17 protein-coding genes are annotated in these 21,633 nt (G+C 71.2%); 11 read left to right on the top strand and 6 right to left on the bottom strand.

All coding sequences use genetic code 11. From position 1 onward, the window contains the following. The first annotated feature begins 22 nt into the window (after positions 1-22). Positions 23-1,837 (top strand): carbon starvation CstA family protein, encoded by a 1,815-nt coding sequence (locus tag Van01_RS18635; RefSeq protein ID WP_204008807.1) that lies wholly within the window; start codon positions 23-25, stop codon positions 1,835-1,837. Continuing rightward, positions 1,837-2,289 carry a hypothetical protein gene (locus Van01_RS18640; RefSeq protein WP_204008809.1) on the top strand — a complete coding sequence of 151 codons (453 nt, stop codon included), beginning with the start codon at positions 1,837-1,839 and terminating at the stop codon, positions 2,287-2,289. Before Van01_RS18635 ends, Van01_RS18640 begins: the two co-directional genes overlap by 1 nt. Here Van01_RS18640 and Van01_RS18645 read toward each other — a convergent pair. Next, the gene (locus Van01_RS18645) at positions 2,255-3,661 is read right to left on the bottom strand and encodes an NAD(P)-binding domain-containing protein (protein ID WP_373306269.1); all 1,407 of its coding nucleotides are present in this window, start codon (positions 3,659-3,661) and stop codon (positions 2,255-2,257) included. The genes Van01_RS18640 and Van01_RS18645 overlap by 35 nt on opposite strands. Before the next feature lie 113 nt (positions 3,662-3,774). Here Van01_RS18645 and Van01_RS18650 point away from each other — a divergent pair, with 113 nt between their 5' ends. Then, positions 3,775-4,152, top strand: coding sequence for an ArsR/SmtB family transcription factor (locus tag Van01_RS18650; protein ID WP_204008811.1), 378 nt, complete (start codon positions 3,775-3,777; stop codon positions 4,150-4,152). A 79-nt stretch (positions 4,153-4,231) separates the two neighbouring features. Continuing rightward, positions 4,232-4,354 (top strand): 50S ribosomal protein L36, encoded by a 123-nt coding sequence (locus Van01_RS18655; protein ID WP_204008814.1) that lies wholly within the window; start codon positions 4,232-4,234, stop codon positions 4,352-4,354. On the opposite strand, the gene Van01_RS18660 is transcribed toward Van01_RS18655, so the two are convergent. Beyond that, complete coding sequence (locus Van01_RS18660; RefSeq protein ID WP_204008816.1) at positions 4,323-5,315, bottom strand: DUF817 domain-containing protein; 993 nt, start codon at positions 5,313-5,315, stop codon at positions 4,323-4,325. The two genes, Van01_RS18655 and Van01_RS18660, sit on opposite strands and share 32 nt — an antisense overlap. 145 nt (positions 5,316-5,460) lie before the next feature. Between Van01_RS18660 and Van01_RS18665 the strand changes: the two genes are divergently transcribed. From Van01_RS18665 to Van01_RS18690, 6 genes are all read left to right on the top strand, one after another. Continuing rightward, positions 5,461-6,624, top strand: a complete 1,164-nt coding sequence (locus Van01_RS18665) for a low temperature requirement protein A (protein ID WP_204008819.1) — start codon at positions 5,461-5,463, stop codon at positions 6,622-6,624. 155 nt (positions 6,625-6,779) lie between these two features. After that, positions 6,780-7,115 carry a YciI family protein gene (locus tag Van01_RS18670; RefSeq protein WP_204008821.1) on the top strand — a complete coding sequence of 112 codons (336 nt, stop codon included), beginning with the start codon at positions 6,780-6,782 and terminating at the stop codon, positions 7,113-7,115. Positions 7,116-7,171: 56 nt separating this feature from the next. Further along, positions 7,172-8,419, top strand: a complete 1,248-nt coding sequence (locus Van01_RS18675) for an RNA polymerase sigma factor (RefSeq protein WP_204008949.1) — start codon at positions 7,172-7,174, stop codon at positions 8,417-8,419. 117 nt (positions 8,420-8,536) lie between these two features. Then, positions 8,537-9,136, top strand: a complete 600-nt coding sequence (locus Van01_RS18680) for a hypothetical protein (protein WP_204008823.1) — start codon at positions 8,537-8,539, stop codon at positions 9,134-9,136. Positions 9,137-9,260: 124 nt separating this feature from the next. Next, positions 9,261-10,919: an NAD(P)/FAD-dependent oxidoreductase gene (locus Van01_RS18685; RefSeq protein ID WP_204008832.1), complete on the top strand. Its 1,659-nt coding sequence runs from the start codon at positions 9,261-9,263 to the stop codon at positions 10,917-10,919. Next, on the top strand, positions 10,916-12,370 hold the full coding sequence (locus Van01_RS18690) for a sensor histidine kinase (RefSeq protein WP_239099153.1): 1,455 nt from the start codon (positions 10,916-10,918) through the stop codon (positions 12,368-12,370). The genes Van01_RS18685 and Van01_RS18690 overlap by 4 nt, the downstream gene beginning before the upstream one ends. 49 nt (positions 12,371-12,419) lie before the next feature. On the opposite strand, the gene Van01_RS18695 is transcribed toward Van01_RS18690, so the two are convergent. Continuing rightward, the gene (locus Van01_RS18695; protein ID WP_204008841.1) at positions 12,420-13,820 is read right to left on the bottom strand and encodes an MBL fold metallo-hydrolase; all 1,401 of its coding nucleotides are present in this window, start codon (positions 13,818-13,820) and stop codon (positions 12,420-12,422) included. 196 nt (positions 13,821-14,016) lie between these two features. Next, positions 14,017-18,384, bottom strand: coding sequence for an ExeM/NucH family extracellular endonuclease (locus Van01_RS18700; protein WP_239099154.1), 4,368 nt, complete (start codon positions 18,382-18,384; stop codon positions 14,017-14,019). Positions 18,385-18,530: 146 nt separating this feature from the next. Between Van01_RS18700 and Van01_RS18705 the strand changes: the two genes are divergently transcribed. Then, positions 18,531-19,424 carry an arginase family protein gene (locus Van01_RS18705; RefSeq protein WP_204008843.1) on the top strand — a complete coding sequence of 298 codons (894 nt, stop codon included), beginning with the start codon at positions 18,531-18,533 and terminating at the stop codon, positions 19,422-19,424. Between the two features lie 13 nt (positions 19,425-19,437). On the opposite strand, the gene Van01_RS18710 is transcribed toward Van01_RS18705, so the two are convergent. Both Van01_RS18710 and eccE read right to left on the bottom strand, forming a co-directional pair. Next, complete coding sequence (locus Van01_RS18710; RefSeq protein WP_204008845.1) at positions 19,438-20,130, bottom strand: hypothetical protein; 693 nt, start codon at positions 20,128-20,130, stop codon at positions 19,438-19,440. Beyond that, the gene (eccE, locus tag Van01_RS18715; RefSeq protein ID WP_204008855.1) at positions 20,127-21,614 is read right to left on the bottom strand and encodes a type VII secretion protein EccE; all 1,488 of its coding nucleotides are present in this window, start codon (positions 21,612-21,614) and stop codon (positions 20,127-20,129) included. The genes Van01_RS18710 and eccE overlap by 4 nt, the downstream gene beginning before the upstream one ends. Between the last annotated feature and the right edge of the window lie 19 nt (positions 21,615-21,633).

Here is a 21,633-nt window from a genome sequence, read left to right on the forward strand (position 1 = left end):
AGGGCCGCAAGGAGGCAGCCGTATGCCCGCCATCGTCGTCGTCATCGCGGTCATGGCGATGTTCGCCCTCGGCTACCGGTACTACTCGCGTTACCTCGCCGACCGGGTGTACGGGTTGGACCCCGCCTACGTGACCCCGGCGCACCGGTTCGCCGACGGAGTCGACTTCGTCCCCACGAACAAACATGTGCTCTTCGGCCACCACTTCACCTCGATCGCCGGGGCCGCCCCGATCGTCGGTCCGGCGATCGCGGTGTTCTGGGGGTGGGGCCCGGCGTTGGCCTGGGTGGTGTTCGGCACCATCTTCGCGGCCGGCGTACACGACTTCGGGGCGCTCGCGGTCTCGGTACGACACCGGGCGCGTAACATCGGCACCCTCGCCGCGGACGTGATCAGCAAGCGGGCCCGGACGCTGTTCCTGCTGATCATCTTTTTCCTGCTCACGCTCGTGAACGCGGTCTTCGCGGTGGTGATCGGCAATTTGCTCGTGGCGTACCCGGGGGCGGTCATCCCGATCTTCGTGGAGATTCCGCTCGCCATCGCGATCGGTCAGTACATCTACCGCACCCGTAGCGCGGCGCTGGTGCCGTCGCTCATCGGCGTGGCCGCGCTCTACTTCCTGATCTGGGTGGGCAACCTCTACCCGATCGAGATCACCGGGCTGGCCGACGCGCTGGGTTTCGAGCGGACGCGTGACCTGTGGGTGATCATCCTCTTCGTCTACGCGTTCATCGCCTCGCGGTTGCCGGTCTGGTTGCTGTTGCAGCCGCGCGACTACATCAACTCCCACCAGCTGTTCATCGCCATTGCGGTGATCTTCGCTGGAGTGCTGGTCGGGATGGACCGGATCGTGGCGCCGATGTTCAACGACGTACCGGCCGGCTCGCCGAGCATCTTCCCGTTCCTGTTCATCACCGTCGCGTGCGGTGCGATATCCGGGTTCCACTCGTTGGTGGCCTCCGGCACCACGTCCAAACAGCTCGACAAGGAGACCGACGCCCGGTATGTCGGCTACGCCGGGGCGATCGGCGAGGGAAGCCTCGCCCTCGGGTCGATCATCGCGGTCACGGCCGGGGTCGCCGCCACGCGGGCCGAGTGGGAGGGGTTGTACGCCAGTTACGCCGAAGCGTCCGGCGGCGCCACCCGTAACTTCGTCAACGGCATCGCCAGCTTCGCCACCAACCTCGGCATCGAGTTCCAGCTCGCGACCGTCTTCGCGGCGGTGGTGGTGATCTCGTTCGCGGCCACCACGATGGACACCGGCGTCCGGTTGCAGCGCTACATCGTGCAGGAGATCGCCGAGTTGGTCGGGTGGCGACGGCTGTCCCGTCACCTGACCCTGGCCGGGCTGCTGGCGGTCGCCGCACCACTGACACTCGCCCTGCTGCCGGGCGGTGGGGACGCCGGCTACACCTTCGGAGTGCTGTGGCGACTCTTCGGCACCACCAATCAGCTCACCGCCGGCCTCGCCCTGGCTGTCATCGCGGTCTGGGTGCTGCGCCGTCGGCGCAACCCGGTCGCGGTCGTCGTGCCGCTCGTCTTCCTGCTGGTGATGACGACCTGGGCGCTGATCGTGCAGTTGCGCGAGTTCGTGGCGGCCGACGAGTGGGTGCTGGCCCCGCTGGACGCCATCATCTTCGTCCTCGCGCTCTGGCTGATCGTGGAGGCGGTGCTCGCGCTGCGCCGCGCCAGTGGCCAGCCCGCCGAGTCGGCAGCGGACTCCGGGCCGGGACCTGACAGCAGCGGTGCCAGCGAATCCGAGCCGGGCGACACGTCGCAGCAGGCCGTCGGAGCCGAGCCGGCAGCCGGTGCCGGCGCCATCGACGATCGCCGCTGATGGCCCGGCACCGGGTTCTGCTGATCCGACCGTGGGACGCCGCCGGGGCCGGCTCCGGCTGCTGCACCGGCGCGGCCGGCAGCTGCGTCGAGGGCCGGCACGAGGATCCCGCGCTGGCTCGGCAGCGGGCCGACCAGCGCCCGTTGGGCGAGGTCTACCAGGTGGTACGCGCCGGTCTGCCCGCCGAGGTCGCGGTGGAGATCGTCGACCCACGTAACACGCTGTTCCTGCTGCCGGCGATCGTGCGCGACGGTCGCCGGCACCGGCGGTCCTGGCGGGCCCTGTTGCGCGACCTGGTCCGGGGTACCGGGTACGCGGCGATCGTTGTGGACGGCCGGGTGGTGAGCGAATCCGGCCTTCCCTCGCCGGATCAGGCCCTGCACATCGTCCGGGGGGCGCTCGGCTCGTCGGCCGCCCTCAGCCGCCGCAGCAGCCGCCGGTCCGGTCGGTAGCCGGCGCGTCGGTGCCGACCAGGTTCAGCGGTGTGCTGAGCAGACCGCCGCTGATGCCTGTGGCGAGGCCCTTGCCGGCCGCGGCGGGAGCTGGGCCGCAGCAGTCGTCACCGGCGACCGAGTCGGCCGGGTTACTGCTGCACACCCCCGTCTCGGGCAGTTCGAGCTGTACGTCGCGGGCGGCCTGCCAGTCGCCGGCTAGGGCGGCGACCACGGATCGGGTCTGTTCGTAACCGGTGGCCATGAGGAAGGTGGGCGCACGGCCGTAGCTCTTCATGCCGACGGCGTAGTAGCCGGGTTCCGGGTGGGCGAGTTCGTCGACGCCGTGCGGCGGGACGGTGCCGCAGGAGTGCTCGTTGGGGTCGATCAGCGGAGCGAGAGCGCGGGTGGCGCCCATGATCGGGTCGAGGTCCAGGCGCAGCTCGGCGGCGATCGTGTGGTCGGGCCGGAAACCGGTGGCGGCGACGATCCGGTCCACCGTGACCTGCTCCTGGGTGCCGTCACCGCGTCGGACGAGCACCGCGACCCGGCCGTCGGTGGGGGTGATCGCGTGGACGGAGAAGCCGGTGAGCAGTCGGATGCGGCCGGCGTCGACGTGCGTACGCAGGCGGGAACCGAGCGCGCCGCGAGCGGGTAGCGCGTCCGCGTCGCCGCCGCCGTAGGTGCGCGTCGGGGACAGCGCGCGGATGGCCCAGGTGACCTCGGTGCCGGGCGTGGTGGCGGCGAGTTCGGCGAGCGAGAGCAGGGTGTTGGCGGCGGAGTGCCCGGCGCCGACGACAAGCGTGTGCCGACCGGCGAAACGGACCCGGTCGGTGCCGAGGACGTCGGGCAGCGCGTGCTCCAGGTGGGCCGCGGCGTCGGTTTCGCCCTGCGCGGGCAGGCCGGAGGCGCCGAGCACGTTCGGGGTGTCCCAGGTGCCCGAGGCGTCGATGACGGCTCGGGCGAGGATCTCCCGGCCGTCGGTGAGGCGGAGCAGGAACGGGGCGGATTCCCGACCGGTCGTGCGCAGCCTGTCGTAGCCGAGTCGGCTGATCGCCGCGACCCGGGCGCCGTAGCGCAGCTGTGGCTTGAGCTGCGGCAGGTCCGCGAGAGGCTGTAGATAGTGCTCGACCAGTTCGGCGCCGGTCGGCAGGGCGTCCGGGTCGGGTGCCACCCAGCCGGCCTCGTCGAGCAGGCGGCGGGCGGCCGGGTCGATGTTGTACCGCCAGGGTGAGAAGACGCGCACGTGGGCCCACTGCCGTACGGCGGCGCCGGCACCGTCGCCCGCCTCCAGGACGGTGTACGGGAGTGCGCGCTCGTGCAGGTGGGCGGCGGCGGCGAGGCCGACCGGCCCGGCACCGATGACGGCGACGGGTAGCTGGTCCAGGCTCATCACGTACTCCTCGCGTTTGATGGTTGTCGAAACAGCGTGGCGTGGCGAGGCTGTCTCGATGCTCTTCGAAACAGAGAGTTGCACGTTGCTTAGACAAATGTCAACCTAGGGGCATGTCGAAGCAGGCAGCACCACTTTCCCTCGACTTCACCGCCGCGACGTGCTGCCCACCGCTGACCCAGCAGCGGGTGCCGGGTGAGGCCGCCGCCGCGCTGGCACCCGCGTTCAAGGCGCTCGGCGATCCGGTTCGGCTCCAGTTGATGTCGATGATCGCCTCCGCCGAGGGCGGTGAGGTGTGTGTCTGTGACCTGACTCCGGCTTTCGACTTGAGCGGGCCGACGATCTCGCACCACCTGCGGACGCTGCGCGAGGCGGGTCTGGTCGACTCCGAACGACGGGGGACCTGGGTCTACTACCGGGCCCGACCCCAGGTGCTGCGGCAGCTCGCCGCCCTGCTGGCGGTCGAACCGACGGCTCCGGCCGGCCGGTGACTCGGGCGGGGAATCCCGCCCCGGCGGTCCACGTTCTCTCCTGCGTACGACGTACGGCCCGAGTCGAGGAGAAACGGACATGAAGGTACGTAGTTCGCTCCGATCGCTGAAGCGGAAGCCGGGTTCGACAGTGGTGCGCCGACGCGGCCGGGTGGTCGTGGTGAACCGGGTCAACCCGCAGTGGAAGAGCCGCCAGGGCTGAGCTGGTCGAGCGCTGGTTGGTGCCGCTCCCGCTGGCCGACCGGCACCGTGCCGGGGACCGTCGCATCGGTGCCACCGGGCGGCTGCCGGTCGTCATCGGGCGGCTGTGGCGGTGAGATCCAGGTGACGAGTACCACCGAAATGATCATCAAGAGGAACCACGACGTCAGCTTCGTCAACGAGACCGGATGCCAACCGTCGACCTGGCTCGGGTAGAGCCACGCGTTCGACCAGGTGGCGATGTTCTCCGCGAGCCAGATGAAGAAGGCGACGAGGACGAAGGCCAGCAGCAGCGGCATCCGCCACCGCGCCCGGAATATGCGGAAGTGCATGACACAGCGGCCGAACACGAGCGCGACAACCGCGATGAGCGGCCACCGCACGTCCGGCAGGTAGTGGTTGGTGAAGAAGTTGAGATAGATCGCGACCGCCACGAGGGCTGTCAACAGGCGCCGCGGATACCGCGTGAAGCGCAGGTCGAAGAGCCGGTTCACCCGGACCAGGTAGGAGCCGACCGCCGCGTACATGAAGCCACTGAACAGGGGCACCCCGCCGAGGCGGAGCACGCCGTCGGGCTCGTAGGTCCACGAGCCGATGTGGGTCTTGAACAGTTCCATCACCGTGCCGACGAGGTGGAACAGGACGATCACCCGTAGTTCGCGCAGGGTCTCCAGACGCCCGGCCACCATGGCGACCTGAATGGCGACGGCGGCGACGGTGAGGGCATCGTTGCGAGCGAGCGCGGCGTCGTCCGGATACCAGAGGTGCGCCGCGCTGAGGATCGCCAGCATGGCGGCGCCGAACACACACGCCCAGGCCTGCTTGAGCCCGAAGACCACGAACTCGGTGAGCCATCCGGCCGGACCGTGCCGCGGCAGCCGGGCCAGCCCCGCGCGGAAACGGGCATCGATCGCGCGTTCGGCGGTGGTGAGCGTGGTCCGTCGGTCGTGGATGTGCCGCATCGCCCCGAGGTTAGTGCCGGGCCGGCCGGCCTGGACAGTCTCCCCGCGCCCGCCTGGGCAGCGTGCTGACCTCGCGGTTCAGCGCCGGAGCAGGACCGGTCGGTGGTACGACTGAGGCGCGATCACCAGGACCCGGGGGGCGGGAATGTCCAGGGAGCTGCCGGCACGGCTGTTGCGGCGGCGCGAGGTCTCCCGGCGGGCGTCGTTCCTGGAACTCTTCTTCGATCTGGCCTTCATCCTGGCGTTGAACCGGTTGTCCCGTGCTCTGGAGGACGACCTCAGCGTGGGCGGGGCGTTCCGGACGGCACTGCTGCTGGCCGCCATCTGGTGGGTCTGGTTCGTCACCGCCTGGTCGACCGACTGGTTCGAGCCGCGTACCCCACTGATCACCACGCTGCTGATCTGGGTGATGTTCGGCGGGATGTTGATGGCCGCCGCGGCACCGACCGCGTACGCCGGACACGCGCTTGTCTTCGCCGGTGCCTACGTGGCGATCCATCTGGGTCGGGCCGCCCTGCTGCTGCCGGCCCTGCACGGGCACCCGCTGCAACTGCGGACCCTGCGGGTGGCGATCTGGTTCGCCGTCTCCGGGGTGCTGTGGCTGACCGGGGCGTTCGTCGGACCGGCCCAGGTGGTCCTCTGGACGGTGGCGGTGGTGCTTGACTACTCGATGGCGCGACTGCGCTGGCCGACACCGGCGCTAGGGCGCAGCAGTTGGGAGAACCTCCAGATCATCGGGGAGCACCTGTCCGAGCGTTACCAGCAGATCTTCATCATCGCCCTGGGCGAACTGATCCTGACCGCCGGCATCACGTACAGCCAACACGGATTCGACGTCGGCCGCAGTCTGGCGTTCGCCCTGATGTTCATCAACGCGGTGAGTCTCGGCCGGCTCTACCTGGTGCCCGGGGGAATGCGGCTGGGTGCCGCGATCGAGGCACTGGGACCCCCTGGAAGCAGGTTGGGGCTGCTCGCCGGCTACCTGCACCTGGTGATGATCGCCGGCGTGTTGGCGACCGGGGTCGGCTCACGTCTGATGATCATCGAACCGTTCTCCCATGACCCGGCCGCGATCGTGGTCATGGGCTCCGGGCCGGCGCTCTTTCTGACCGGCTGGATCCTGTTCGCGCTGGCCGTGCAGGGCCGGATCTCCTGGCACCGGGTGATCGGGATGGCCGCCATTCTGGTCGCCGTCGCGGCGGCCCACGAACAGTCGCTGCTTGTCAACTCCGCGATCGTCACCGGCCTGCTGATCCTGATAGCGCACGGCGACACGCTGGCCCGCCGTGCGCGCCGACCCAGCAGCTGACAGGTGCGGGGGCCGTCCCTGCCACCGCCCCGGCGGATCTGCCCGACCGCGGATGCGCGGGAAAGATGACACGCTTCGGTTGTCCGGATGCCGGGTCCGCCGTTCGTCATGTCGGTGGAACCACAGATCCTGACGAATAAACGAAAGGCACTGACGTGAAGTACCTGATGCTTGTCTGCACCGACACCGAGCCGGACCCGGAGTCGAGCAACCACCCCGACGTCGAGGTGTGGGTGGCGGAGAACGACGCGTCCGGCCGACGCCTCCAGGGTGCCCAGCTGGCACCGGCGTCGGCCGCCACCACGGTACGGGTCCGCAACGGCCAGTTGCTGGTCTCCGACGGGCCGTTCGCCGAGGTCAAGGAGATGATCGTCGGCTTCGACCTGCTGGAGTGCGTTGATCTCGACGAGGCCATCGAGGTCGCCCGGGCGCATCCGATGGCGTGGGCCGGGCGGATCGAACTTCGTCCGTTCGCCGACTTCGAGCAGTGACGGATCCGGCCGCCGAGATCGTGGTGTCGCCGGCGCTGGGCGAAGCCGGCGCTGCGGTGCAACGGCATGCCGACAACGGGGGCACGGCGGTCGGTCGGGCCGCGGCGGCGCAAGCCGTCGCGGCCACCGCCGTCGAGGCGTACCCGCGGATCGTGGCTGCCCTGATCCGGATCACCGGTGACTGGACGCTGGCCGAGGACTGTACCCAGGAGGCGCTGGCCCGGGCGCTGGACCGCTGGCCGGTCGACGGGGTGCCGACCAACCCGGCGGGCTGGTTGATGGCTGTCGCCCGCAACCGGCTGCTCGACGTGGTGCGGCGGGCGTCGGTCGAGCGGCGCAAGCTGCGTGACCTGGCGGTGCTGGCGCTGACCGCCGCCACGGCGGATCCGGTACCTGACGAAGAGGTGGTGGACGACCGGCTGCGGCTCATCTTCACCTGCTGCCATCCGGCGCTCGCGCCGCAGGCGAGGATCGCGTTGACCCTCCGGACGATCTGCGCGGTGCCCACCGCCGACATCGCGCGGGCCTTTCTGGTCAGCGAGTCCACGATGACCCGGCGGCTGACCCGGGCCAAGGCGAGGATCGCCGAGGCGGGCATCCCCTACCGGGTACCGCGTGGCGACGCCCTGACCGAGCGACTGCCCGGGGTGCTTGGCGTGTTGTACCTGCTGTTCACCCAGGGATACGACGCGGACGGCGAGCCGGCCTTCGCCGAGGAGGCGATCAGGTTGGCCCGGCTGCTGGTCCGACTCATGCCGGAGCAGTCGGAGGCGAAGGCGTTGCTGGCGCTCTGCCTGTTGCAGCACTCCCGCCGGGCCGCCCGACGGGACAGCGACGGCAGCCTGGTGCCGCTCGATCGACAGGACCGGTCCCGCTGGGACCACGCGGCGATCGCCGAGGCCGACCGCCTGCTCGGCGGGCTGACCCAGTCCGGCCCGTACGCGTGGCAGGCCCGGATCGCGGCATGCCACGCCACCGCGCCCAGCCCCGAGCGGACCGACTGGCGACGGATCGCCGACTGCTACGACCAGCTCGCGCAGGTGCAGCCCACCCCTGTGGTCGCACTGAACCGGGCCGTCGCGCACGGGTACGCGTACGGGCCGACAACCGGGCTGGCCCTGCTCGCCGAGGCCCGCGCCGGTGGTGGGCTGGACGGCTATCCGTTGACCCTGGCGGCCGAGGCGGATCTCGTCGCCCGACACGGCGACCGCGATCGTGCGGCGGCGCTGTTCCGTGCCGCGGCGGACCGGGTGCACAGTGAGGCCGAGCGCCGGGCACTGCTGGAGCGGGCGCGACGCGGGTAGTCGACCTTCTGGGCCGGTGCCGGGAGGCGGCAACCGGACACCCGCGGCGTCGGGCCGTACCGGGCTGCGCAAACGACGAAAGCGGTCGATACTGCGGAGATGATGCGGTGGGCCCGGATGAGCGCCGTCGTTCTGCTCGCGTCGAGCGTGGCGGCCTGTGACGGCGCGTCGCCGGACGCCGCCCCGGTGTCGCCGCCGGCCGCCACCTCGGCCTCGCCGGTACCAGGGGCCCCGTCCGCAGGTTGGCCGGCACCGCCGCTCCGGCTGCCCAGCGCCGGGCCCGGCGACGCCTGCCCGGTCACCGAGCCCCGGCCCTGGTCCGACACCGACCAGGCGTCCCGGGTGCTCGGCCCCGGCCCGTTGTACCCGGTGGCCGATTACTTCGTCGACGGTGTCCTGCAACTACGCGACGAGGACCGGGAACAGGACGGCACATACACGAAGAAGGTCCGGTGGATCGGCTCCGGCTACACCGGGCCGGTGCTGGTACGGGCGGCCCGGATCGACGCGCCGGGCAGCGCGACAGTGACGTTCTCCTACACGGGTGAGCCACGCGACGACGGACACTACGCCGTGCTGGGCGATCCGGAGAGCGACCTGCCGGCCACCACGACGGTCAGTGGACCGGGTTGCTACGCCTACCAGGTCGACGGGGTGTCGTTCAGCGTGGCTGTCGTCTTCCGGGCCGCCCCGGCAGCCCTCGACGGCCCGTCCTGATCGCCCGGCGTGCCGTACCTGTCACGGCCGCGACGCCGGCTCCGCCGTCCCGCTCAGGTAGTCGACTCCGGTGGCGGTCGTCGTCGGCAACGGCGACGGAACAGGAGCGTGGTTTCATGGGCGCATGGCGAACCCGGTGATCCTCTCCGTCGACGACGACCCGGCGGTCTCCCGGGCTGTCGCACGGGACATCCGGCGTCGCTACGGCGACCGCTACCGGGTGGTCCGTGCCGCGTCCGGGCCGGAGGCGTTGGAGGCGCTGCGCGAGGTCAAGCTGCGGGGAGACCAGGTGGCGCTGCTGTTGGCCGACTACCGGATGCCGGAGATGAACGGCATCGAGTTCCTGGAAGCCGCGATGGACCTGTTCCCCGCCGCCCGCCGGGTGCTGCTGACCGCGTACGCGGACACCGGTGCGGCGATCGACGCGATCAATCTGGTCGACCTCGATCACTACCTGCTCAAACCCTGGCACCCGCCGGAGGAGAAGCTCTACCCGGTGGTCGACTCGCTGCTGGAGGCGTGGGCGGCCAGCCCGGCCGCCGGGGCCAGCGAGATCCGGGTGGTCGGGCACCGCTGGTCCGCCGAGTCGTTCACGGTAAGGGACTTCCTCGCCCGCAACCTGGTCCCGTACCGGTGGCTGCTGACCGAGGACCCCGAGGCCGGCCGGCTGCTCACGGCGGCCGGGGTGACCCCGGCCGACGTCCCGCTGGTGGTCACCGCCGACGGCAAGGCGCTGGTGGCCCCCTCGGAGGCGGAGCTGGCCGGGCTGGTGGGGCTGGACGTCCACCCCACTGCCGACTTCTACGACCTGGTGGTGGTCGGCGGCGGGCCCGCCGGCCTGGGTGCCGCCGTGTACGGGGCCTCCGAAGGGTTGCGCACCGTGCTTGTGGAGCGACTGGCCACCGGCGGGCAGGCCGGGCAGAGCAGCCGGATCGAGAACTATCTCGGCTTTCCCGACGGGGTCTCCGGAGCGCAGCTCACCGACCGGGCCCGCCGGCAGGCGCTGAAGTTCGGCGCGGAGCTGCTCAGCACCCGGGAGGTGGTGGGCCTGGCGGAGGCCGGGTCGGCGCGGCTGCTGCGGTTCAGCGACGGCCAGACCCTCGCCGCCCACTCGGTCGTGCTGGCCACCGGTGTGTCGTACCGGATGCTCGGTGCGCCCGGCCTGGCCGACTTCACCGGCCGGGGCGTCTTCTACGGTTCGGCGGCCAGCGAGGCACCGAGCTGTGTGGGTGAGGATGTCTACATCGTGGGCGGGGCCAACTCGGCGGGCCAGGCGGCTGTCTACTTCTCCCGCTACGCGCAGCGGGTGCACCTGCTGATCCGGGGCGCGGACCTGACCGCGTCGATGTCGCGGTACCTCATCGACCAACTCGGCCGCATCGACCAGGTGGTGGTGCATCCGCACACCGAGGTGGCGGGTGCCGCCGGTGACGAGCACCTGCAACTGTTGACCCTGCGGGACACCCGGACCGGCGAGCAGCGGGAGGTGGAGACTTCGTGGCTGTTCGTCTTCATCGGCGCGGAGCCTCGCACCGGTTGGCTGGACGGCACACTGGTCCGCGACGAGCGGGGTTTCGTGGTCACCGGACCGGACCTGGTCACCGGAGGGCGGCGACCGTCGGGCTGGTCGCTGCCCCGCGAGCCGTACCACCTCGAATCGAGCGTGCCCGGGGTGTTCGCCGCCGGTGACGTCCGCGCGGCCTCGGTGAAGCGGGTGGCCTCCGCCGTCGGTGAGGGGGCCATGGCCGTGTCGCTGGTGCACAGGTACCTGGAGGCGCAGTGACAAGCGGAGATCCGGGCGCAGGCGGGCAGCAGCGGCGGCTGGGCGCCGACGACCTCCGGACGCTGTTCCTCTTCGAGTCGCTCGACGAGGGGCAGTTGAACTGGCTCGCCGACCAGGGCCGGGTCGAGCGGCGCAACGAAGGTGACCTGGTCTACGGCGAGGGTGACTCCGCGGAGTGCTTCTTCGTCCTGCTCGACGGCACGGTACGGCTCTGCCGCACGGTGCACGGCGACCAGGTGGAGATCAGCCGTACCGCCCAGCGTGGCGTGTACGGCGGCGCCACCCAGGCGTATCTGGGTGACGATCGGCAGTACCGCAACAGCATGTGGGCGCTCACCGACGCCGAGTTCTTCGTGCTGCCGGCGGAGCAGTTCGCCCACGCGGTACGCACCTGGTTTCCGATGGCGATGCACCTGCTGGAGGGCATGTTCATCGGCATGCGGGACACCCAGACGCTCATCGGCGAGCGGGAACGGCTGCTGGCCCTGGGCTCCCTGTCGGCGGGCCTGACCCACGAGCTGAACAATCCGGCGAGCGCGGCGGTGCGGGCGACCACGAGTCTGCGGGAGCGGATCGCCGGGATGCGCCACAAGCTCGCCATGATCGCCGATGGTCGGCTCGACGGACGGCGGCTGCACGCACTGGTGGCCCTTCAGGAGGAGGCTGTCGAGCGGGTGGCGAAGGCGCCGACCCTCTCACCGCTGGCGACAAGCGACGCCGAGGACGAGTTGACCGACTGGCTGGACGACCGGGGCCTGACCGCCGGCTGGGAGCTGGCGTCGACACTCGTCGGTGGAGGGCTGGACGTCGACTGGCTGGAGCGGGTCCGCGTGGCGGTCGGCGAGGAGGACCTGGAAGCCGCGGTGCGCTGGTTGACCTACACGGTCGAGACCGAACTGCTGATGCGCGAGATCGCGGACGCCGCCATCCGGATCTCCACGCTTGTCGGTGCGGCCAAGCAGTACTCCCAGCTCGACCGGGCCCCGTACCAGGTGGTCGACGTGCACGAGCTGCTCGACGCCACGCTTGTGATGTTCAAGGCGAAGATCTCCGCCGGGGTCCGGCTGGTCCGCGACTACGACCGGGGCCTGCCACCCGTTCCGGCGTACGCCGCGGAGTTGAACCAGGTGTGGAGCAACCTGATCGACAACGCGCTCGGCGCGATGGGTGGCGACGGCGTGCTGACCGTCCGGACTCTCCGGCAGGACGACTGGTTGATCGTCGAGGTCGCCGACACCGGCCCGGGCATTCCGGACGAGATCCGCCCCCGCATCTTCGAGCCGTTCTTCACCACCAAGCCGGTCGGCGAGGGCACCGGCCTCGGTCTGGACATCTCCTACCGGATCGTGGTCAACAAGCACCACGGTGACATCCGGGTGACGAGTACGCCCGGCAGCACCCTGTTCCGTGTCCTGCTGCCGATCAGCCCGCCGGAACCGCCGGCCGGTTGATCGGCAGCCGCCCGGCGCGCCCCGGCTGGTCACCCTGGCCGGCGAGCGGTCAGCCGGCGCGGTCCAGCCGTACGCCTGCCGGTTCGGCGTGCTCGAAGAGGTCGTTGACGAGCACCACGTCGCGGCCGGCGTTGGCCAACAGAGAGGCGGCGAGGGCGGCCCGGTAGCCGGAGCCGCAGTGCACCCAGACCGTGCCGTCCGGGATGTCGGCCAGCCGGCGGGGCAGCTCGGGCAGCGGTACGTGCACGGCACCGTCGACATGACCGTTCCGCCACTCGTTGCCCAGCCGCACGTCGAGGACCACCTGCGGTGCGGGCAGCCCGGCCGGCGGGTTCCCGGCCTGCGCGGCGGCCAGCGCCGGGAAGTCCGCGACGAGCAGCTCCCGCAGGTCGGTGGGTCCGTCCGCCCATTGGCGGGGAGTGCCTGTCGCCTGGGCGGCGGGCCTGTCGATGCCGATCCGGACCAACTCGCGCTGGGCGTCGGCGACCTGCTCGGGCGTCTCGGCCAGCAACGTGACAGGGGTGCCCCAGTCGATCAGCCAGCCGAGCCAGGTCGCCATCGGGCCGTCCAGGCCGAGGCTCACCGTGCCGGCCAGGTGGGAGACGGCGTACGCCTTGCGATGCCGCAGGTCGACCACCCACTCCCCGGCGGCGATGCGGTCCCTCAGGTGCGCGGCGTCGGCCCGCGCCACCGGGCTGAGGTCCACCGGCACCGGGCCTGCGGTGTTGGCCACCCCCATGTGCGCGTAGTACGCCGGATAGGCGTCCAGACCGGCCAGGGTCTCGGTGACGAACTCGGTTGCGGCCAACCGGAAGACCGGGTTCACCTGCTTCTCCCGACCGATGGTGGAGTCCGGGGCGTCGGCCTGGCTGGCCGAGCAGAAGCTGCCGAAACCGTGGGTCGGCCACACCTGCGCCCCGTCGGGCAGCAGGTCGGCGAGCCGCTTCGCCGAGGTGTGCTGCCGGCGGGCAAGCTCGTGCGCGTGCTCCGCACCGAGGAGGTCGGTGCGGCCGGTGGTGCCGAACAGCAGCGACCCTCCGGTGCAGACCCCCACCGGTGCCCAGTCACCCTCGATCGCCTCGTCGACCACGTACGACAGGTGGTGGAAGGTGTGGCCCGGGGTGGCCACGGCCCGCAGCCGCAGCGCCTCCGACACCTCGATGACGTCGCCGTCGCGAACCGGTACGCGGTCGAAATCGACAGCGTCGGCGGCGGCGACCAGGTAACGCGCCCCGGTGAGCCGGACCAGATCCAGCCCGCCGGAGACGTAGTCGTTGTGCAGGTGCGTCTCGACCACGTGGGTGATCCGCACACCTGCCGCACCGGCGAGATACAGCACCCGGTCGACGTCCCGCTGCGGGTCCACTACGACCGCCACCCGGCCGTCGGAGATCAGGTAGCTGCGGTCGCCGAGGGACGACGTCGTGATGACCGACACCTGCACCGTCATGTCCAACTCCTCGATAGCTCGTCTCCAGCGGGTGGCTTACCCGGTCGGGGTGCGGAGATGCCGTCCCGATCCGGTACCTGTCTCCGAATATACCCCGGGGGGTATGTAACGCCCAGTCGGGTGGGACCTCCACCGACAGGTGGGCCGGTCCGCGGTCGGACTGCTCCGACCGCGGACCGGCGTTGTCAGCTACCTGTCACAGGCGCGCGCACTGACCCGACGCCGGGCCCCGCACCGTGTTCGCCCGACCCTCGTTCACCGGGGCCGGCGTGTTGCCCGAGCAGGCCAGTGGCCCGCTGACGGTGTTCGCGGCGACGACCACCGGCTGGCTGCCGGAGTTGCCTGTCACACTCACCGGGCCGCTGACGGTGACCTCGTCGAACCGCACCCCACCGAGGTTGGCGACAAGCGTCACCGGCCCGTTGATCCGAGCCTTGCTGATCTTCAGATCGCCGGTGGCGCCGGCCACCGTGACCGGACCGGAGACCTTCGTGCCCGACAACTCGAACAGCACCGGCCGGGTGGCGGAGACCGGGCCGTTGATGGTGCCGCCGGTCACCCGCAGGGACGCCCCCGCGGCGATCGACACCGGACCGGCGATCGTGGCGTTGTCCACGCAGGTCAGGCCGGCGGTCACGAGCAGCGGCCGGGAGTGCTTGCCGGTGATCGTGGTGGTGCACTCCGGCCCGCCCTGACCGATCGACGATCGCGGCTCGGTGTCCGCCGTCACCGGCGAGTTGGCGGCGAAGTAGCTCACCAGCATGGTGAGGTCGTTGTCGCCGGTGGTCACCGGGTCGGTGCCGCCGCCGAGCGCTGTGAAGTTGTCCCCGCCGGCGGCGAGGAACGAGTTCACCGTGACCCGGTAGCTGCCAGTCGGATCGACAGGCGTGCCGTTCAACCGCATCGAGGTGATCCGTGAGCCCTGGGCGGCCTGCGGGTCGTAGGTGTAGCTGAAGCCCTCCGACACGCCGAGCCACAGCACCGGGCGGGACGCGCCAGCCGGCTGCCACTGCTGCTCCAGCACCTGCTTGATCTCCGCCCCGGTGTAGGTCTTGGTGACCACGTCGTTGGCGAACGGCTGGACGGCGAAGGCCTCGGCGTAGGTGACCGTGCCGTCGTCCCCGTACAGCAGGTCGGCCCGCAGTCCGCCCGGGTTCATGAACGCGATCTGCGCCCCGCCCCGACCGGCGTCACGGGTGCCGGCGAGCTGCACGTCGGCGATGAAGTTGCCAAGCGCCGACTCCTTGCCCCGATCCTCGTTGCCGTCGGTGTAGGCCCGCCGGATGTCGGCGGTGATCTCACCGAGCTTGCGCTGGCCCAACTCCTGCGCCCGGACCTTCGCCGCGGCCACGATCTCCGCCACCGCCGGGTCCTGCGGAGCACCGACGACATCCACCAGGGACGCGTCGGCGGAGGTCACCGACCCCGACTCCGGGTCGAAGGTGAGCGTGACCTTGCCCAGGCGCTTGCCGTAGTCCTCGGCCTGGACGATCGGCCGCAGCTTGTCGGTGCCGGGAATCGGCACCTCGAAGGCGTACGGCTGGTGGGTGTGCCCGCTGAAGATGACGTCGATGCTGGCGTCGGCCCGGGTGAACTTGCCGAAGACCGGGTCGTTCGCCAACGCCTCGGGCGAGTCGATGTTCTCCGTCGCGGCACCCTCGTGCGCCAGCAGCACCACCAGATCGGCCTCGCCGTTGGCCGGGTCGCCGTCCTTGAGCTGGCGTGCCACGGCGTCGGCCTCGGCGACCGGCTCCCGGAAGGTGATCCCGGCGATGCCGTCCGGGTTGACGAGCGAGCCGGTCTGCTCGGTGACCACGCCGACGAAGCCGACCTGGACGCCGCCGATGGTGTGCACCGAGTACGCCGGCAGTGCCCGCTCGTCACCCCGGTACACGTTCGCGCCCAGGTGCGGGAAGTCGGCCCGCTCGGTCACTCGGCCGGTCAGGTCCGCCATGCCCTTGTCGAACTCGTGGTTGCCCACCGCCGAGGTGGTCAGACCCATCTGGTTCAACGCGTCGATCGTCGGGTTGTCGTCGTCGATCGCCGAGATGAAGGTGGAGGCGCCGATGTTGTCACCGGCGGAGACGAACGCGGTGTTCGGGTTCTCCGCCCGCAGTTGACCCACCAGCCCGGCGAGCTGGGCAGCACCGCCGACCGGCTGACCACCCACGGTGGCCGGTGACTCCAGCCGGCCGTGGAAGTCGTTGATGCTCAGCAGTTGGAGGTCCACCGGACCGGATGCGGCCCCGGTGTCGATGCCCACCACCAGCGGGTTGTGGTCGCTGGCCCGGTACGGGTCCGGGGCGAAGAACGCGGCCAGGCCGTCGTACTGGAAGGCGTACGACTCGACCGCGTTGATCTGCCACACGTCGACCCCGGTGACCCGCGACGCCAGCGACGGCGAGGCGAGCGCGTGGTCGAGCGAGCCGGACTCGCCGTTGAAGACGTAGCTGGTCTTCCCGGTGTCGTTGAGGTTGCGGTAGTCCCTGCCGTAGAGGACCTGCATCGGGTCCTCCTGGGTGTACGCGTTGAAGTCACCCAGCAGCAGCACGTTGTCGGTGCCGCTGGCCGCCTTGACCTGGTCCACGAAGGTCGCCAGCGCGGTGGCCTGCCGGACCCGGTCGCCGTTCCAACCGCCCTGGCCGTCCCCGGCGTCGGCGTTGTCGCCGGTGCCGGCACCGCTCTTGGACTTGAAGTGGTTGGCCACCACGATGAAGTCCACCGAGCCGGCGGTGAACGTCTGCGCGATGGGCTCGCGGGCGTTGAACCACACGGTCTCGTCGTTCACCGACCGCGACGGGCCCTTCGGCTGCGCCTTGGCCGGCTTGAAGATGATCGCGGTGGTGATGACATCCTGCTCGGCCGCGCCGGGCAGGTCGGCCGGAGTACGGACGTAGTCCCAGGTGCCCGCGCCGTCCTCGCTGTTCAGGGCGGCGACCAGGCGCTTGAGTGCCTGCTGCGGGTCCTCGGTGTCGAACCGGACCGAGTTCTCGATCTCCTCCAGCGCCACCACGTCGGCGTTCAGCGCACTGATCGCCGAAACGATCTTCGCCTCCTGCTTGGCCAGCGCCGCCTCGTCGGCGGCACCCCGGGCGTCGCCACCGAAGTGGACGAAGTAGTTCAGCACGTTGAAGCTGGCCACCCGCAGGTCGCCACCGACGTCGACGGGGCCGGCGGTACGCGGGTTCGTGGTCTTGAATGTGGTCCGGTCGGCCGGCGAGGTGTCCGCGTCGACCGGGCGGGTGGGCTGCAGGCGCCACTCGTTGAAGCCGTACGAGAGCACCGACGGACCGAACGCCTCCACCGAGTCACCGACCCGCAGCGGGCTGGTCGGCGAGACGTACGGCGGCAGCAGCCCGGCGGTGGCCAGGTTCGTCGTCCGGCCGTCATCCACGAGCAGGCGACGCAGCTTGTTCTCGGCAGCCAGCGCCTGGGCGGTGTCCGAGCCGGGACGGGCCACGTCGGTGGGCGTCCGGGCCGGCTGGTCACCGGCGGAGATCGCCACCTCGCCGTACCTGTTGGTGTTGTACACCTCGGAGACGGCGTACGCGCCGACCGGCGCCACCAGCATCGACTCGACCGACTCGCGAGCCGCCTCGTCCAGCGGGAACTCGACCGGGACCGGCGTCGGCAGCGGTGCGCCCTGCGCACAGACCTGGACGTCGGTCCGGGCCGCGATGGTCAGCTGGGTGAGACCGTTGAACTCGCTCGCCGTGCCGCTGACCCGTACCCGGTCGCCGATCGCGACAGTCGGGTGGTTCGCGGTGTTCGTGGTGAGGTACACGAAGATGCCGTCCGAGGCGGTTCCGGCGGCGACCTGTCGCTCCGCACCGCTGCCGGCCGTCTGCACGTACACGCCGTTGTAACCACCGGTGCGGTGGTCGGCGGTGACGATGCCCTCCACTGTCACCCGGCTGCCGGCCACAGGCGTGGCGGCACCGCTGCCCTGCACCTCGGCGATCGTGTGGTCGACGGTGACGGTGCAGCCGGTCGGATCAGGGTCGGGGTCCGACGCGGCGTTGCGGACCCCGAAGGTGTTCGGGGCCGCTGCCTGCCAGCTCCCCTCGATCTTCTGGAGCGAGTGGCCCGCCGGGGTGGACGCGGTCTCCTGCACGCCGATGTCGACACCGGTCCGGCCGTTCGCCGCCCCGCCCACCGCGGTGAAGGTGCCCTCGTAGGTCAGGAACTCGGCGACGTCACCACCGGGCGCGACGAGCGCGACGCCGTCGGGTGCCCCGTTCTGGATGCCGTCGGTCGGGTACGACTCGACGACCACACCGGCGGCCGGCACCGCACCACTCAACGTCCTGGTGCCGTACGCCGAGCCGTTGGCGCCGTTGTAGAGGATGATCTGCCAGCCGGTCAGGTCGAAGCCGACGGGGGCCTCGATCTCGATCGCCTCACCGGTGTCCGTGCCGACGTTGTCGTAGTGGATCTCACTGATGAACGGCGTCGTCGGCACCGGGTCCGCGAAGGCGGTGGTGCCGCTGGAGAGGATGAGCGTGGTGGCGGTGACCAGTACGCCCGGGATTGTGAGTAGTCGTGTACTTCTTGTGCGCTGCATGTATGCGGCCTCCGAAGGGAGTAGACCGTCGGAGGATAAGCGGCACCGGTGTCCAGGGGGGAGCCGCCGGGTGTACCAATGCGGCAATGACCGGGATCTGAGCCGCCGGCCACCCCGCTGTCGTAGCGCTGGGTGATGATGAGGGCATGGTCGTGCTCTGGGACGTCATCGGGGCCCCGTCGAGCGCCGGGGCGCACACTCCCGGGGTGGAGCAGGCACCTGCCGCTCTCCGCGAAGCCGGCCTGGTGGAACTGCTGCGGCAGGCCGTCGAGGTCGACGACACGGGTGACGTGCGGCCGTTCCGATGGCGGCCCGACCCGGCCCGACCCGACGGCCAGAACGCCGCCGAGGTGCGCCGGGTCGCGACGGACGTCGCGCACCGGGTCGAGGCGTCGGTACGCCGAGGTCGCGCACCGCTGGTCCTCGGTGGCGACTGCACCGTGACACTGGGCCTGGTAGCCGGCCACGAGCGCGCGGGCTCACCTGTGGCGCTCGTCTACGTCGACGGGGGACCGGATCTATACACGCCGCTGACCAGGCAGAACGGCAACCTGGACGCGATGGGTCTGGCACACCTGCTCGGGTTGCCGGGGACACTGCCCGAGGTCGCCGCGGTCGGCGGGGTGGTGCCGCTGCTGACCCCTGAGCGAGTGGTCGTCTACGGCGACTCACTTCCCCCCGGCGACCACGAGTACGACCTGGTGGCCGCGCTCGGCATCGCGTACGTGCCGGCGAGCGAGGTGCATGATGATCCGGTCGCGGCTGCCCAGCGGGCGCGGGCTGCCGCCGAGGCCGCCGCCGGGTCGTTCGTGGTCCACTTCGACGTCGACGTACTCAATTTCGTCGAGGCCCCGCTTGCCGATGTGCCCGAGCCGGCCGGGCTCACCCTGGAGGAGGCGTCGACCACGCTCGCCACCCTCGTGGCCAGCCCGCGTTTTGCAGGGCTCTCGGTCACCGAAATCAACCCGGATCACCTGCCGGACACCGAGCTTCTGCCCCGGTTCGCCCGGATCCTGGCCAGAGCACTGACCGCCGACTGAGCAGCGGTCGCGGTCAGCCGCCCCGGGCGACCGGGCCGATCAGCTGGCGTTCGGTGCCGGTCATGCTGAGCATCACCCACTGCACCCGGCCCTTGGTGATCAGACCGACCATCTCCGGATGCAACTGGGTGAACCAGCTCTGCACGCTGGCCAGACCGAGGGCGTTCGCGGCGGTGGCCGCCTCGGCCTCGGTGAGCCGCTGAAGCACCACGATGTCGCTGCGTACCAGCACCTCGACATCCCACCCGGCCAGATCGTCGCGGATCACCAGGGTGGCCCGCCAGGGTGCGCTGAGATTGGTGTCCGGCCCGGTCACCGGGCCGGTGTCGATCACCACGAGCTGGGGTTCGGTAGGCGTGGCCGGCACCGGAGGAGCGACACCTGGCGGCAGGAACGAGGCGATCTCCCGACCGATCACGCAGCGCCTCAGGAAGGCGTCCCACTCCTGCTCCCGGGCGGTCTGAATGAACAGCCGGGCGCCCAACGCCAGGGACCGGAAGGCGAGCAGTTCAGCCGCGCGTACGCCGCCGGTAAGCATCAGCCGGGTCGGCTCGGCCCGGAACACCCGCAACCCCACCGGCTCCTGCTGACGGTTGCGGCCGACGACCAGCCCGCCGCCACCGGCCACAAGTCGTAGACCGGCGACTGCGGCACCGTCCGCTACGTGCAGCCCCATCCGGCTACCGGGAAAGGAGACGCTGTTCACCGTAGGAAGCCTCCCAACGGCAGGGTGGCGGCCACGCCGTGGGCGTGCTCACCGTCGAGTCGCTGCAGGCGACCCCCGTGATCGCGGATCGCCTGGTCGAGGGCCTGATCGGCGGCGGCCAGCGCGGCCGGGTCGGCACCGATGAGCCGGAACGCCACCTCCACCAGGGCGTCGTCGTCACCCGGTCGACCACTCTCCCGAGCCACCGAAATGGACACCACACCGGCCGCGGCCGGCAGCCCGCGCAGCAGCGGGTCCAGTTCCCAGGCCCGGCTGGGCCAGGCGAGCAACCGATGACAGCTCTGCGGGACGCCCTGCACCGACATGCTGCGCCAGCCTTCCCGGGCCAACGGCCGGTCGGTGCCCACCACGCCGCCCGTGAGATGGGTCAGCTGGGCGACCGCGGTGAGCACCTCGTCGCGATTGAGCAGGCGGGCCGTCGCCCGTTCCTGCCGGAGCTGCCGTCGGGTCCGGCGGATCGCCGCGGTGAGGGCCGGCCGCAGGTCGCGGTCGGCGTGGAAATCAGGGGTACGCGGAGCGTGGAGCACCACCCACGCCTGCCGGCTGGCCGGGACACCACCGTTCGTCAGTTCGCGGTACGCACGGTCGACCGCCGCCGCGCGGGCGCGTGGCGCCGGGGTCACCTGGATCAGCACCTGGACCGTCACCACAGGTGTCTTCGGGTCGGCGGCCGGCAGCAACGCCACAGGCGACGGCAGGGCCTGCGGTGCGCCCATGAGCAGCGCGCCCTCGGTCGGGTCGACCTCCAGCACGGCGCTGAGCCCGCCCCGGTGGGTCAGCAGCACGGCCGGCTGGTCGTCGATCTCGACCTGATCCAGCTCGACGGTGCGCTCCAGGTGGCTGAGCAGCTGCCAGGGGCTGTCGGAGCCGACATCGATCAGCTGTCGGCTCCGCCCCCGGTACGACCACCACACGGCCAGCCACTGGTGCAGCCAGCGGCCCCGGTGGCGCACCACAGTGGGGGAGAGCAGCAGCACCGTGACGGCGGCCACGGCGACGGTCAGCGGCATGCCGTGCGGGCTGGCCGCCAGCACCGCCGCCGCGCCAGCCTGCCAGGCCACGAGTTGGGCCAGGTGGATCCCAGCGACGCGGGGCTGCCGCCGGTGTGGGCGTACCACCGGAACGGCCTCGGCCGCCGCGGCCGCGACCTCGGCGACGGGCTGTCGTGCCGGTGCGGCCGTGGCCTGCGGGACGACGCGGCTCTGCGGTGCCCGGGCGGCGGGCGCGGTAACGGCGGCCGACGCCGCGGCGGCCTGACTGGTGTACGCGGTGCCGACGGTCGCCCGCCCCTGCCCGCGCTGCGTCGCCCAGGTGTGGCCCGGGCCGGCCCCGCCGAGTGTCGGCGCCGGTGCCGCACCCTGCTGCTGGGGCTGCGTCGCGCGCTGCTGTGGCGGCGGTGCCGCCGCCCCCGGGTGATGCTGCCAACCCGGCTCGCCCGGCTGGGCCGCACCCGGATGCGTCACCGCACGTCCCTCCCTGACC

The organism is Micromonospora andamanensis (genome assembly GCF_016863495.1).
Lineage (GTDB): Bacteria > Actinomycetota > Actinomycetes > Mycobacteriales > Micromonosporaceae > Micromonospora > Micromonospora andamanensis.

What these genes read in the sequence shown, in the direction of transcription:
- Van01_RS18665 (WP_204008819.1), top strand. Translation starts at nt 5,461, where the DNA reads ATGTCCAGGGAGCTGCCGGCACGGCTGTTGCGGCGGCGCGAGGTCTCC.
- Van01_RS18705 (WP_204008843.1), top strand. Translation starts at nt 18,531, where the DNA reads ATGGTCGTGCTCTGGGACGTCATCGGGGCCCCGTCGAGCGCCGGGGCG.
- Van01_RS18685 (WP_204008832.1), top strand. Translation starts at nt 9,261, where the DNA reads ATGGCGAACCCGGTGATCCTCTCCGTCGACGACGACCCGGCGGTCTCC.
- Van01_RS18640 (WP_204008809.1), top strand. Translation starts at nt 1,837, where the DNA reads ATGGCCCGGCACCGGGTTCTGCTGATCCGACCGTGGGACGCCGCCGGG.
- Van01_RS18700 (WP_239099154.1), bottom strand. Translation starts at nt 18,384, where the DNA reads ATGCAGCGCACAAGAAGTACACGACTACTCACAATCCCGGGCGTACTG.
- Van01_RS18660 (WP_204008816.1), bottom strand. Translation starts at nt 5,315, where the DNA reads ATGCGGCACATCCACGACCGACGGACCACGCTCACCACCGCCGAACGC.
- Van01_RS18695 (WP_204008841.1), bottom strand. Translation starts at nt 13,820, where the DNA reads ATGACGGTGCAGGTGTCGGTCATCACGACGTCGTCCCTCGGCGACCGC.
- Van01_RS18635 (WP_204008807.1), top strand. Translation starts at nt 23, where the DNA reads ATGCCCGCCATCGTCGTCGTCATCGCGGTCATGGCGATGTTCGCCCTC.
- Van01_RS18655 (WP_204008814.1), top strand. Translation starts at nt 4,232, where the DNA reads ATGAAGGTACGTAGTTCGCTCCGATCGCTGAAGCGGAAGCCGGGTTCG.
- Van01_RS18645 (WP_373306269.1), bottom strand. Translation starts at nt 3,661, where the DNA reads ATGAGCCTGGACCAGCTACCCGTCGCCGTCATCGGTGCCGGGCCGGTC.
- Van01_RS18650 (WP_204008811.1), top strand. Translation starts at nt 3,775, where the DNA reads ATGTCGAAGCAGGCAGCACCACTTTCCCTCGACTTCACCGCCGCGACG.
- Van01_RS18680 (WP_204008823.1), top strand. Translation starts at nt 8,537, where the DNA reads ATGAGCGCCGTCGTTCTGCTCGCGTCGAGCGTGGCGGCCTGTGACGGC.